Origin of the sequence: Gluconobacter cadivus (genome assembly GCF_015244745.1) — a bacterium.
Lineage (GTDB): Bacteria > Pseudomonadota > Alphaproteobacteria > Acetobacterales > Acetobacteraceae > Gluconobacter > Gluconobacter cadivus.
In genome coordinates this window covers 321,512-333,117 of the sequence record NZ_JABCQI010000002.1, presented here as the reverse complement: position 1 = coordinate 333,117, position 11,606 = coordinate 321,512, and the positions used below count along the sequence as shown (strand labels likewise).

Annotated in this window: 12 protein-coding genes; 5 read left to right on the top strand and 7 right to left on the bottom strand. The window is 61.1% G+C overall.

Features of this window, described 5'->3' with window-relative positions; genetic code table 11:
- Positions 1-217 precede the first annotated feature (217 nt).
- Together pstS and HKD28_RS04420 are read left to right on the top strand one after the other, a co-directional pair.
- Positions 218-1,246: a phosphate ABC transporter substrate-binding protein PstS gene (gene pstS / locus HKD28_RS04425; RefSeq protein WP_194267159.1), complete on the top strand. Its 1,029-nt coding sequence runs from the start codon at positions 218-220 to the stop codon at positions 1,244-1,246.
- Between the two features lie 148 nt (positions 1,247-1,394).
- On the top strand, positions 1,395-2,642 hold the full coding sequence (locus tag HKD28_RS04420; protein ID WP_194267157.1) for a multidrug effflux MFS transporter: 1,248 nt from the start codon (positions 1,395-1,397) through the stop codon (positions 2,640-2,642).
- Between the two features lie 54 nt (positions 2,643-2,696).
- Here HKD28_RS04420 and HKD28_RS04415 read toward each other — a convergent pair whose 3' ends face one another.
- The gene (locus HKD28_RS04415) at positions 2,697-2,834 is read right to left on the bottom strand and encodes a hypothetical protein (protein ID WP_156474507.1); all 138 of its coding nucleotides are present in this window, start codon (positions 2,832-2,834) and stop codon (positions 2,697-2,699) included.
- A 283-nt stretch (positions 2,835-3,117) separates the two neighbouring features.
- Positions 3,118-3,615 (bottom strand): DUF2721 domain-containing protein, encoded by a 498-nt coding sequence (locus HKD28_RS04410; protein WP_194261100.1) that lies wholly within the window; start codon positions 3,613-3,615, stop codon positions 3,118-3,120.
- A gap of 138 nt (positions 3,616-3,753) precedes the next feature.
- On the opposite strand from HKD28_RS04410, the gene HKD28_RS04405 reads away from it, so the two are divergent.
- Positions 3,754-4,611, top strand: coding sequence for a creatininase family protein (locus HKD28_RS04405; RefSeq protein ID WP_194267155.1), 858 nt, complete (start codon positions 3,754-3,756; stop codon positions 4,609-4,611).
- The gene (locus HKD28_RS04400) at positions 4,608-5,831 is read left to right on the top strand and encodes a YncE family protein (protein WP_194267154.1); all 1,224 of its coding nucleotides are present in this window, start codon (positions 4,608-4,610) and stop codon (positions 5,829-5,831) included. The genes HKD28_RS04405 and HKD28_RS04400 overlap by 4 nt, the downstream gene beginning before the upstream one ends.
- Before the next feature lie 38 nt (positions 5,832-5,869).
- On the opposite strand, the gene HKD28_RS04395 is transcribed toward HKD28_RS04400, so the two are convergent.
- The 5 genes from HKD28_RS04395 to HKD28_RS04375 form a co-directional block, all read right to left on the bottom strand.
- Positions 5,870-6,610 (bottom strand): RNase A-like domain-containing protein, encoded by a 741-nt coding sequence (locus tag HKD28_RS04395; protein WP_194267153.1) that lies wholly within the window; start codon positions 6,608-6,610, stop codon positions 5,870-5,872.
- A gap of 16 nt (positions 6,611-6,626) precedes the next feature.
- On the bottom strand, positions 6,627-6,851 hold the full coding sequence (locus HKD28_RS04390; RefSeq protein ID WP_194267152.1) for a hypothetical protein: 225 nt from the start codon (positions 6,849-6,851) through the stop codon (positions 6,627-6,629).
- A 15-nt stretch (positions 6,852-6,866) separates the two neighbouring features.
- A complete protein-coding gene (locus HKD28_RS04385; protein ID WP_194267151.1) occupies positions 6,867-7,175 on the bottom strand; it encodes a hypothetical protein in 309 nt (102 codons plus the stop codon).
- Positions 7,176-7,396: 221 nt separating this feature from the next.
- Positions 7,397-9,805 (bottom strand): mechanosensitive ion channel family protein, encoded by a 2,409-nt coding sequence (locus tag HKD28_RS04380; protein ID WP_194267150.1) that lies wholly within the window; start codon positions 9,803-9,805, stop codon positions 7,397-7,399.
- A 138-nt stretch (positions 9,806-9,943) separates the two neighbouring features.
- Complete coding sequence (locus HKD28_RS04375) at positions 9,944-10,333, bottom strand: winged helix-turn-helix transcriptional regulator (protein WP_194261107.1); 390 nt, start codon at positions 10,331-10,333, stop codon at positions 9,944-9,946.
- A gap of 109 nt (positions 10,334-10,442) precedes the next feature.
- On the opposite strand from HKD28_RS04375, the gene HKD28_RS04370 reads away from it, so the two are divergent.
- Positions 10,443-11,534, top strand: a complete 1,092-nt coding sequence (locus tag HKD28_RS04370; protein WP_235993292.1) for an SDR family oxidoreductase — start codon at positions 10,443-10,445, stop codon at positions 11,532-11,534.
- Positions 11,535-11,606: the final 72 nt, after the last annotated feature.

The following is an 11,606-nucleotide window of genomic DNA, read 5'->3' as shown; positions in this document are numbered from 1 at the left end:
GGCGTGAAAAGCCCCGGAAAACAGGGAGTTCGGGATTTCATATGTCAGTTTTGTTGCGAAGGGAGCGCTGACCGGCGGGTCGGGGCAGGAGGGGTGTGACATTTCGGCACTTAGGGGTGTGCGGGGGCTGTCATGAAACTATCACGCAGGTCCCACTGTTTCTGTATCCGCGCCAGCGTTACTAAGGGGCAGTTTTCACGCCCCATAAGGGATTCCCATGATCAAGAGCAGAGCTCCGCTATTCGGTCTTCTCGTCGCCACGGCCCTTGGCACTGTTGCCATGACCCCGTTCGTGTCGTCGGCGCAGGCTGCGGACATCACTGGCGCAGGGTCCAGCTTCGCCGCACCGATCTATGGTGCATGGGGCACGGCTGCAAAGAGCCAGGCCGGTATTTCCGTGAACTACCAGAGCGTGGGCTCCAGCGCCGGTCAGGATCAGGTTATCGCCCGTACGGTTGATTTCGGTGCGTCCGACAAGCCAATGAACGGTGAGCGTCTGGCCAAGGAAAAGCTGTACCAGTTCCCGACCGTCATGAGCGGCATCGTGGTTGTGGCGAATGTGCCGGGTCTGGCTCCGGGCCAGCTCCGTCTGGATGGTCCGACACTGGCTGCGCTGTATGACGGTGAGATCACGACCTGGGATGACGATCGCATCAAGGCCCTGAACCCGGGTCTGAAGCTGCCGGATACGGATGTGGCTCCGATTCACCGTGCCGATGGCTCGGGCACGAGCTTTGTGTTCACGTCCTATCTGTCGCAGGTCTCCCCGACTTGGAAGCAGAAGCTCGGTGCCGGTACGTCCATCGCCTGGCCGGGCGGTTCGGGTGCGCGTGGCAATGACGGTGTGGCCGCTCTGGTGCGTCAGACGGAAGGTGGTCTGGGGTACGTCGAGTACGCCTATGCCGCCCAGAACCACCTGAACATTGCCCAGATGAAGAACCACAGCGGTGCTTTCGTAGCTCCGACGCTGGCCAGCTTCACGGAAGCCGCCAAGGCTGCTGACTGGGTTCATGCCGATCATTATGCCGTGAACCTGCTGGACACGGATGGTGCGTCTTCCTGGCCGATCGTGACGGCGACGTTCGTTCTGGTGCCGGTCGATGCGGCGCAGAAGGAGTCCGGCAAGGCTGTTCGTGACTTCTTTACCTGGGGTTTCCAGCACGGCGATGTGGACAATGCCCGCCTCGACTATGTTGGCCTGCCGCAGAGCGTGCGCACGGACATTCTGGCCAACTGGCCGAAGTAAGTCCTGCGTCTGTCTCCGCAATGACGGGCCGAACCTGAATTTCAGGGCTGGTCAGTCAGGATAAAAAGGCGTTGAGTATGGAACGGGCTTCTCCTGTGTGGGAGAAGCCCGTTTTCTGTTTTTTGCTCTGTTGAGTCGTGGTGCCCGCGTGTCCGTTACGTCGCTTTCCGAACAGACATCCCCGCAGGGGATGAATGGCCTGACCCGTGTGCTGATCGGTGTGATCTTCATTCTGGGGCCTGTTTCGACGGACATGTATCTTCCGGCCTTTCCGGAACTTGAGCACGATCTGGGGCATGGGGCCGGTTCGGCGCAGCTCACGCTGACAGCGTGGCTGGCGGGGCTGGCGATCGGGCAGTTCACGCTGGGGCCGCTCTGCGACCGGTATGGGCGCAAGCTGCCGCTCCTGTTCGGGCTTGTGGTGTATGCCCTTGCCTCGGTCGGGCTGGCCCTGACGACCAGTTTTCACATGTTCTGCACGCTGCGCTTTGTGGCGGCTCTGGGCGGGGCGATCAGTTCCGTGGCGCCGCGGGCAATGGTGCGGGATGTGGCGACCGGGTCGGCGGGCGTGAAGCTCATGTCCCAGCTGATGCTGATTTTCGGTCTGGGGCCTCTGCTGGCACCGTCGATCGGGAGTTTTCTGCTGGACTGGGGAAGCTGGCGGCTGATTTTCTGGGCGAATGTCGTTTTCGGCGTCGTGATGTTTTTCTGTACGCTGTGTCTGCTGCCCGAGACACTGCCCCTGGACCGGCGTTTTGCACTGCCGGTCAGCGGGATGGTGGCGCGTTACCGCGATCTGCTGCGTGAGCCGCTGTTCTGTTCTGCGGTCATGGTCGTGAGTTTTGCGACCTTCACGATGTTTGCCTATCTGTCGAATGCACCGGCGCTGTTCGAGAATATTCTGCATTTCTCGCCGCATCTGTTCGCCATTTTCTTCGGGCTGAACGGGATCGGCTTCATCATCGGTTCGCAGGTGAATGCCAAACTGGCAAACCGTTTCCTGTTCACGCGGGTGATGGAGACTGCGATGCTGGCGGTTCTGCTGTTCTGTGCGCTGGCGGTGGTGGTGTGTCTGAGCGGATTTGCGGGGCCGCAGAATCCGTGGATTCTGTGCGCGCTGATCTGGTGCACCACATTTTCGCTGGGTTTTATCGGGCCGAATGCGGGCATTCTGGCGCTGACGCATCACGGGCATCAGGCGGGCGCGGCTGCGGCGCTGATGGGGACGCTGAACTGGACGATTGCCGGTCTGGCGGGGGTGCTGATGTCGTTTCTGCCGCCGGATTGGGTCGGGTCAACATCGGTTGGAATGCTGGTGGGGATCAGTTTCTGCTGGCTGTGCGATCTGTGGCGCCGCCGGCTGGATCCGCAATCCTATCTGTCTGTCCGGCAATAAGGGCCGGAGCGGGACGCCCGGCGCGAGGCCGGGCTTGTCCCGAGAAGACTGTGATCAGCTCTCGGAAACGCGGTCGGCGGCAACCGTAGCGATCATCAGGGCGCCGATCATCGGAACGAAGGCAACCATCGAGAACTGTGCGAGAAGGCTGGTGGGAAGGCCGATCAGGTGGATCAGGGTCATGGACGTCATCTGGAAAATCTCCGTGTGGATCTGTGTGCCGTTTTGCGGCGTGCAGCGGGAGAAACTCCAGAATCGATGTTCGAAGCAACAAATACAGATGCAGGGTCAGACCTGCATTTCCTGCATAAAGGCTTTTTAAACTTTCGCCGTCTTTGTGGAACGGAAGTTTCCGTTACGAAGATGCGATTATTTCATCAAGGATAAAGTAAAGCGCGATTCGGGGAATTGCCCGGATTTCTTTCGGAAAACAGTACCGTTCCCGGTGGTTTTTGAAATAAAGTTGCGCGACGGCTTATTCTGCGTTGAGGCTCAGATCGCTGTCATGGCGCAGGCCGTGCCAGCTCAGGAGGGTGTCGGCGAGGAAGAACATGAGCGATCCGACGGTGCAGGCGAGAGCTATGCCAAAAAACGCCAGCAGCCATGCCGAGGTCGAAGCATCGCGCAGAGAGCCTACAAACAGCGCCATGGCCGCGCCGCAGGTTGAGGCGCCGCCGATCCCGTTCAGGAGAATCGCGGCGTCCAGAACGAAGACGCGGCGATGCAGGCGGGCCTGCTGGTTGCGCAGGCGGGCAGGCGTGTCGATGGGATCGACGGGGGTGTCGTCCGTTTTCGGAGTGCCGAGTTTCTTGCGGACGTCTTCAAGATGGTCCGTGACGCGGGCCAGACGGGTATTGAAGACGTTGATGAGGGTGCCGATGCCGGAGAGCATGAAAACCGGCGTAAGCGCGACCTGAATCAGGTGGGCGGCGCTGTCGACAGGATCGGGGTCGTAGGAAATCGGAAAAGGCATGATGTCTTATACTGCATGATGCGTTTGCGAAAAGACCGGCGTCTTCTGAAAGGAGCGCTTTGGAGACGCAGCCTCTGGAACAGGAAGGGGAAGATGGGGTAGGGAAGGGCAGCCATTGCCAGAGGTGTTCCGGCCCTGATGTTCAACCTGCTTCGCCTGTCGTGTCGTTCTGCCCTCTTCTGTGCGGGGATCGGGCTGTCTGCGGGTTTCGCGCAGGCGCAGGGGTTGGACGAGGGCGGCGCACATTGCACCGGGCTTGCGCTTCAGGCCGAATTTGCGTGCCGGAGCTGGACCGAGGTGGCGCAGGATGTGAAAGCGGGGACCGATACCGTCATTATTCCTGTCGGCGGGACCGAGCAGAGCGGGCCTTATATTGCGGTCGGCAAGCATAATGTGCGGGCTCAGGTTCTGGCCGATATGATTGCGGTTCAGGCCGGGCATACGCTGGTGGCGCCTGTTGTGGCCTATGTGCCGGAGGGCTCGACGAGCCCGCGCACGTCCCACATGAAGTTTCCGGGCACGATTTCCGTGCCGCCTGCCGTATTCGAGGGGCTGCTCAAGGGCGCTGCGGAGAGTTTCCGCGTTCAGGGGTTCAGGCGGATCGTGCTGCTGGGCGACCATGGGGGCTATCAGTCTTTCATGGCGCAGGTGGTGCAGGAGCTGAACCGGGCCTGGAAAGGCCAGGCCGCCGTGCTTTATGTGCGGGATTATTATGAAGTCGTGCCCCATCAGTATGCCGATGCCCTGCGTGGGCAGGGTTATGGTGCGGAAGTGGGGCTTCATGCGGAGCTGAGCGATACGTCGCTGATGCTGGCGGTTGATCCGTCGCTTGTGCGTCAGGAGGCGTTGCGCAAGGCTCCGAAACCGGGTGTGGCCGAGGGCGTCTATGGTGGCGATCCGCGGCGGGCATCGGCCGGACTCGGCCGGATCGGCACGGACATGCAGATCCGGACCGCGGTTGCGGCAATCCAGTCTTTCCAAAGGAGCCATCCATGACCTTCAAGACTCCTCTTCTGGTGGCGATGACGCTGCTGGGAACTACCCTGGGAGCTGCCGCGGCCCATGCGCAGGACTATTCTCCGAGCGCGCCGATGGTACCGGTTCCGGCTGATGCTGCGGCCGCCCCAGTTGCGGCGTCCGGCATCCAGACGATTCCGGGGATGCCGCCGGTGATTGATTCGAAGAACATCTATAGCGAGACGACGCCGTCCCATATCTCGCCCGCGATCGCGCAGGACCCGGCGCGTGTCTATGTGCCGAACCTGCGCGGGGACAGCGTTTCCGTGATCGATCCGGCGTCTTTTCAGGTCGTGGACACGTTCCCGGTCGGCCATTCGCCGCAGCATGTGGTGCCGTCCTGGGACCTGCGGACGCTGTGGGTGACGAATAACAGCGAAGGCCGTCCGGACGGGTCGCTTACGCCGATCAATCCGGCGACGGCCAAGCCGGGTCCGTCCATTGCCGTGGATGATCCGTACAACATGTATTTCACGCCGGACGGGAAATACGCAATTACGGTGGCCGAGGCGCACAAGCGTCTGGACTTCCGCGATCCGCATACGATGGAGCTGAAGGGTTCGGTCGAGACGCCGGAATGCAAGGGCGTCAATCACGCTGATTTCTCCATTGACGGGAAATACGCGATCTTTACCTGCGAGTTTGGCGGTTATGTTGCCAAGGTCGATACGGTGAATCTGAAGATGATCGGGATGCTGAAGCTGTCCAAAGGCGGGATGCCGCAGGACATTCTGACGGCGCCGGATGGTCACAAGTTCTATGTCGCGGACATGATGGCGGACGGTGTGTTCGTCGTGGACGGGGATTCCTTCAAGGAAACCGGCTTCATTCCGACGGGTATCGGTACGCATGGCCTGTATCCGAGCCGTGACGGCAAGATGATGTATGTCGCCAATCGTGGGTCACACCGCATTCATGGTCCGAAGCATGGGCCGGGTGGCGTGTCGGTCATAGACTTTGCGACGGACAAGGTCGTTAAGACCTGGATGATCCCCGGTGGCGGTAGCCCGGACATGGGCAATGTCAGCGCGGACGGCAAGCTGCTCTGGCTGTCGGGCCGGTTTGACGATGTGGTCTATGCGATCGACACCGATACGGGGGCGATGCGCAAGATCCCGGTTGGCGCGGAGCCGCATGGCCTGACGGTTTGGCCGCAGCCGGGACGCTACAGCGTCGGGCATACGGGGATTTTGCGGTAAGGTCTGAAAAGGGGGAGCGTTCTGCTCCCCCTTTTTTGTCAGGCGTAGATCCTGATGGTCTCGATGTAATAGGCCATTCCGCGGAGTTCGCGCTTGGTCAGGGTGACGGACAGTGTTTTGCCGGGTGTCGGGCGGCGATCCTGTTCCGTGATGACAATGCCGATGCCTTCGGGAAAATCCTGTTCGAAGCTTCCGCGCATACCGTCAGGCGTTTCGGAAAGCCATGCGTCGATTGCGTCCCCGTTGATCTGAAGCGTTTGGAGAATGGCCTGCTCTGCGTCTTCCTTTGTGTGGAAGAAGGAAACAGAGCGGAGTTTTTCGGAGGTAAACCGTTCTTCAATGTCCGAGTCTGTCAGGGCGATATGCCGGTCCATAACGCAGCCTCCGAGCTGGCGGGCTGACGTGTCCGGCCAGGGAGGAGGTCCGATTTGCAGGCTCTGTAACAGGGCTGTCCAGAAGTCGCGGAGGCAGGGAAACGGAGCCGCGTGTTCCGGGAGCCAGGCAGTTTGGTCATTGAACCGCGCAACCGGATCGAAGGCGATCAGGGCCCATGTGATCCGGGCCAGATCGGTCTCGTTGTAGGCCAGCAGGGTTTCGAGTTCGCGGATGGCGGCGGCCCGGGTGAGGAAAGTCCGGGTTTCCGTCACGTCCTGAATGACATCCATCAGGGTTTCGCCGAATGTGTCGACATCCTCCCCGAACGGACCGGCGCCGTAGCTGGCCAGTTGTGGAAAGAGGCGGCGGTATTCCTGATCCGGCAGGTCTGATGGGGCGGTCATTCTTATTGGCTCGGGCTTATTGGCTTGGAGATTTTCTGGTGAACAGCCGATCAATCGCGGGGCCGATGAAATAGCCGATGATTCCGGTGATCAGGACGGAGGGCCAGGCCCAGTCGGCGTAATCCTTGAAGAAATCCTGATTTTCCAGATAGGTCATGACGGCGATGTCGATCAGGACGAGGGTCCATAATGTTGTGGACAAAAAGGGCTGGAGCCAGGCGTGGCGGACTGTGCGGGACATGAGGGGTGCTCCGGCTTACGAGATCGAGACGTGGAAGACGAAGATCATCCCGCAGATGAAGGCGCCGAAGAGCGGCAGCCAGCAGGTGTGCAGGTGGTTGAGGTTGTCCATATAGGAATAGGCCAGCGCGAGTGCGACGTAGACATGCGCGAAGACGAGGCCGAGGACCATGCCGATGAAACGCTTCTTCAGAACCTGCTCTTCCTGACGGTTCTTTTCGGCGAGAGCGGCGGGATCGGGGCGGGCCATCGGTGTTTCGGTGGGGGCCGTGGCAGTGGTTTGATCGGGGGCTGACGGCTCTGGTGAGACCAGGACAAGAGACATCGCTGAATTCCTTGGCATGATCCTCGCCGATCGGCGGGCGATGCGGGGCCACGGGAAGATCGGGCCGGGAAATCGTCTGCGGGGAACCGGGAGGAGGGTTCTCGATAATGTGTGGGCAGAATGAGCCTGTCCGCACGACAATGCAAGACTTTATTTAAATGATTAAGGGTTAGGCTTCCCGGCAATAAAAAACCGGCTCCTGAGAGGAGCCGGTTGGGGGGTCAGGCCTGACCGGGTGCGTTGTTTCCGGGGGCGTCGTTGGCCGGGATGGGCAGCGGGGCATCTGTGGTGATGCGCATGGCGTTGCCGGGCGGTGTCGTGAAGTAGGACGTGCCGGTGTAGAATTTGATGCTGGCGGCGGCGAGCTGGTTGGTGATGCGGCGGTAGAACTCGCGTTTGACCTTCCATTTCATCATTGGTGCCGTGCGGAAGCTGCCGAGGAGGGTGGCGCCGCCGCTGTCGCTGTTGTCCACGCCCAGATCGTTATAGTCCGACAGGATCATGGGGCCGAAGACCGCATCGTCGCGCATTTCCTTGAGGGTTTTCGTCATGATGGCTGTCACGCGCGGCAGGTCTTCGGACAGGTCGAGCTGCTGTTTGACGATGACCTGATTGTAGCCGCGGGCGGTGTTGGCGATCGAGGAGACGGACGAGAACGGGATGATGTGAAGATCGCCGTTGATGTCGCGGACTTTTACGGTGCGGATCGAGAGGTTTTCCACCGTTCCCGAAACACCGCCGGTCGTGACCCAGTCACCGACCTGAATGGCGTCTTCGACGAGCATGAAGAAGCCCGTGATGAAGTCTTTGACCAGACTTTGCGAACCGAAAGCGATGGCCGCACCCATGATGCCAGCGCCGGTGAGCAGCGGGGTGACGTTAATGCCGATCTGCGAGAGTGTCGTGACCGCGACGATGATGATGATGATGGCCAGCAGGACGGTGCGGATGATGGGCAGCACCGTGCGCAGGCGGGTTGCACGGGCGAACTGGTCCGAACTCTCGAATCGTGTGAGCTGCTGGCTGAGGAAGGCGTTGATGATTTCCCAGATCGTGACCGCGATGCTCAGGGCGACCAGCATGGTCAGGACGGCGTCGAGCAGATGGCGGCCGACGGCATTTTTGATGAAGAAGCCGAACGTGGGCAGTCCCCAGGCTTCGGTCATGGCGATCAGGGTCAGGAAGAGAATGGCGCCGGTCAGGATGCGACGGGCGAAGGGGTAGTAGCGGTCGGCGCGTTTCTGGATGTCGGGGAAGCGTTCGGTCAGGACGGGGTTGATGCGGAAGAAGCGGTCCTGAAGGCCGTAGGCGAGCACGGCGATCAGACGGGATGCGACGAGAATGCCGATCGTGATGCCGGTGGTGTCGAGAATCCAGCGATAGCCCCCCGGAAGATGGGCGGCCCAGACGATCCAGAGGGACGCATCGAGGAACATGGCCGGGACCCACCACAGGCGCGTGATGGCGACAATGAAGGTCCACATCGCGGTGTTGGGGACGGCGCGCGGCTGAAGCGCGCTGCTAACGAGGTGTCGGACCCGCCAGATGAAGACGGCGATCAGGATGTGTTCGATCAGGATGATGCCGCGGATCATCGCATCCGTGCCGCGCGGCGAGAGATTGAACTGGCTGCCCAGTGTGGACAGGCAGAAGACGATGGCGGGGGCTGCGACCAGCACGTTCCACCAGCGGGTCAGCAGGAAGGCGGTGGCGTCCGTAGCGGGCAGGAGGCGGATCGTGGGAGAGCGGGGCGCGAATCCGGTTTCGACGAAAAGATAGAGAATCCGGGCGGCGGCGTAGCAGTTGGCGAGCGTCATGATGACGTTGTCGGTCTTGGTGCTCCAGGGGAGGACCAGAACGGCCAGATAGGCGACGGCCAGAAAAACGAGGACCGGGATGGCTTTAAGCGCGAAATGTCCGAGCGCATAGGGGACGCGGGACAGGAAGCGCAGGGTTTCGACCTGACGTCGCTGGTCGGCGGCGCGGGTTTCGCTGGAGCCATCGACGATGGGGTCATGCGCTGCGGCGTCTTCGTTCGCGACGGTGTTGCGCTGTTCGCGGTTTTCGGCGTTCTGCGTGAGCTGGACCAGTGGTTTATGCAGGCTTAAGGCGACGATCCGCTCCAGGGCCACGCCGCAGAGCATGACCACGATGCCGCCTGCGAAGGCATGCAGGATTGTGCTGCGGGTATCGGGGGAGGCAAGGGTCGTGTGAGCCCATCGGCCAACGATTCCGAGGTCGCTGAACAGATCGAGGAAATTATGCAGATAGCCAAGGGCCTGAAGGCGGATGCTGCTCAGGCCGGTATGGATGTCGGGCGGCACATCAGCGACGGTTTTGGCGGGTGCGGCTTTTGCGGGGGCTGTGGCAGGGGGTGAGGCTGCGACTGGAAGGCCGCGGGCCATCAGGTCGAGGGTGTGGGTGAAGGCGTCCCGTTCCTTGGGGTTGTTCAGGACGTTGAGGAGCTGCTGGGCTTCCTGCTGGCTGAGGGGATGGGTGCTGTCGGCGGCTTTTGCCGGAAGGGCGGGCGCCAGAAAACCCAGGAGCAGAAAGAGGAAGAGGCCGAGGACGGCACGTCCGGTTCGCGGGCGGGGTGAGGCGGACGGATCGGGACGGGGGATCGACGGCATCGGTCTGTTGGGTCCTTGAGATTACGCGTTCTGGGCTGCGGTCTGATATCCGCGCCGGGTGGTCCGCCGAGGGCGGTTGTTAGGTGCGAACATGGCACAGGGGGGTGCCTCTGTCCTACCCCTCTTCCTGTGGGTGTTTTATTCGGAAAGGGGTCTATCGTCGGGCATCAGCCGGTCGAGAGCCTCGGCGTTTCTGATGGCCCAGTGATAGAGAAGCTCCACCGGTTCCACGAAGGTCTGCCCCAGATCCGTTAGGCTGTAATCGACATGGGGCGGCATGATCTGGCGGACGTTGCGGCGGATGAGGCCCTGCGTTTCGAGTTCGCGCAGGGTCTGGGTCATCATTTTTTTCGACAGGCCGGGGATGCTGCGCTGGAGCTTTCCGGGACGGGCCGTGCCGCCCAGAAGATGCAGCGTGTGCAGGATCATGGTGGTCCATTTTCCGCTGAAAAGCCTCAGGATCCGGCGGGGCGCACAGTCTTCGGCGAAGGGCGCCTGACGGTAATGTTCGGGCAGTGGCGGGGTCATGAAGTGGGAACCTTTTGGTCACCAGGGCACGAAAAGGTGCCGTCTGGTGGAAATGCTGATCGTCTCCAAGATGTGGAGCAGACCCTGTTTTCTGCAAAGGAAAAATCCCATGACATCTTCTGTTCCTGCCATGGTTTCAGCTCGGACCGCGCTGGTCGTCGGGGCGACCGGGATTGTTGGCCAGAACATTGCGGCGCGTCTCGTGGCCGAAGGCTGGACCGTGCATGGTCTGGCGCGCAGGCCGCGTCATGATATGGCGGGCGTGCTGCCGGTTGAGGCCGATCTTCTGGATCTGCCGACGCTGACCCGTGCGCTGCGGGATCTGCGGCCGAGCCATGTGTTTTTCTGCTCCTGGCTGCGTCAGGAGACGGAGGAAGAGAACTGCCGCGTCAATTCCGCGATGATCCGCAATGTGTTTGCCGCTCTGCCGGAGCCGGGGCTTCTGGTTCACGCGGCGCTGACGACGGGAATGAAGCATTATCTTGGTCCGTTTGAATCCTATGCGTCCGGTGAGCCGCCGGTGACGCCGTTCCGCGAAGACGCGCCCCGGCTGGATCTGCCGAATTTCTATTATGATCAGGAAGACGCGCTTTATGAGGCCGCCGCACGACACGGGTTTTCGTGGAGTGTGCATCGTCCGCATACCGTGATCGGCTATGCGGTTGGCAATGCGATGAACATGGGCAGCACGTTGGCGGTTTATGCGACGATCTGTCGCGAGACGGGACGGCCTTTCGTTTTTCCGGGATCTCCCGTGCAATGGAACGCCTTAACGGATCTGACCGATGCGCGGCAACTGGCGCGGCAGCTTTTCTGGGCCTCGACCGAGGCGGGGGGACGCAATCAGGCGTTCAATATTGTGAATGGGGATGTGTTTCGCTGGAAATGGCTCTGGCCGCGTCTGGCGGAATGGTTCGGAATCGAGGCGGCGCCGTATCCCGGCGATGCGACATCCCTCGAAGAGACTCTTGTCGGGGATGCGGAGCTCTGGGAGCGGATTGCCACGAAATACGGGCTTGCGGAGAGCCGGATCGAGCGGCTGGCCTCGGCCTGGCATACGGATGCCGATCTGGGGCGGCCGGTCGAATGTGTGACGGATATCAGCAAAAGCCGCCTCGCGGGGTTTGCGGGATATCAGTACACGCCGGACTCTTTCACCGATCTGTTCACGCGGCTGCGGGCTGAGAAGCTGATCCCGTAACACGGGGTTTGCAGGGCCTTCCGGTTTCACGACCGGAAGGGTCCTGCTTTTCGTTTCAGTCAGTGATATGGT

Coding starts and splice junctions, on each gene's coding strand:
- pstS (WP_194267159.1), top strand. CDS start 218: ATGATCAAGAGCAGAGCTCCGCTATTCGGTCTTCTCGTCGCCACGGCC.
- HKD28_RS04415 (WP_156474507.1), bottom strand. CDS start 2,834: ATGACGTCCATGACCCTGATCCACCTGATCGGCCTTCCCACCAGCCTT.
- HKD28_RS04410 (WP_194261100.1), bottom strand. CDS start 3,615: ATGCCTTTTCCGATTTCCTACGACCCCGATCCTGTCGACAGCGCCGCC.
- HKD28_RS04405 (WP_194267155.1), top strand. CDS start 3,754: ATGTTCAACCTGCTTCGCCTGTCGTGTCGTTCTGCCCTCTTCTGTGCG.
- HKD28_RS04400 (WP_194267154.1), top strand. CDS start 4,608: ATGACCTTCAAGACTCCTCTTCTGGTGGCGATGACGCTGCTGGGAACT.
- HKD28_RS04395 (WP_194267153.1), bottom strand. CDS start 6,610: ATGACCGCCCCATCAGACCTGCCGGATCAGGAATACCGCCGCCTCTTT.
- HKD28_RS04390 (WP_194267152.1), bottom strand. CDS start 6,851: ATGTCCCGCACAGTCCGCCACGCCTGGCTCCAGCCCTTTTTGTCCACA.
- HKD28_RS04385 (WP_194267151.1), bottom strand. CDS start 7,175: ATGTCTCTTGTCCTGGTCTCACCAGAGCCGTCAGCCCCCGATCAAACC.
- HKD28_RS04380 (WP_194267150.1), bottom strand. CDS start 9,805: ATGCCGTCGATCCCCCGTCCCGATCCGTCCGCCTCACCCCGCCCGCGA.
- HKD28_RS04375 (WP_194261107.1), bottom strand. CDS start 10,333: ATGACCCCGCCACTGCCCGAACATTACCGTCAGGCGCCCTTCGCCGAA.
- HKD28_RS04370 (WP_235993292.1), top strand. CDS start 10,443: ATGACATCTTCTGTTCCTGCCATGGTTTCAGCTCGGACCGCGCTGGTC.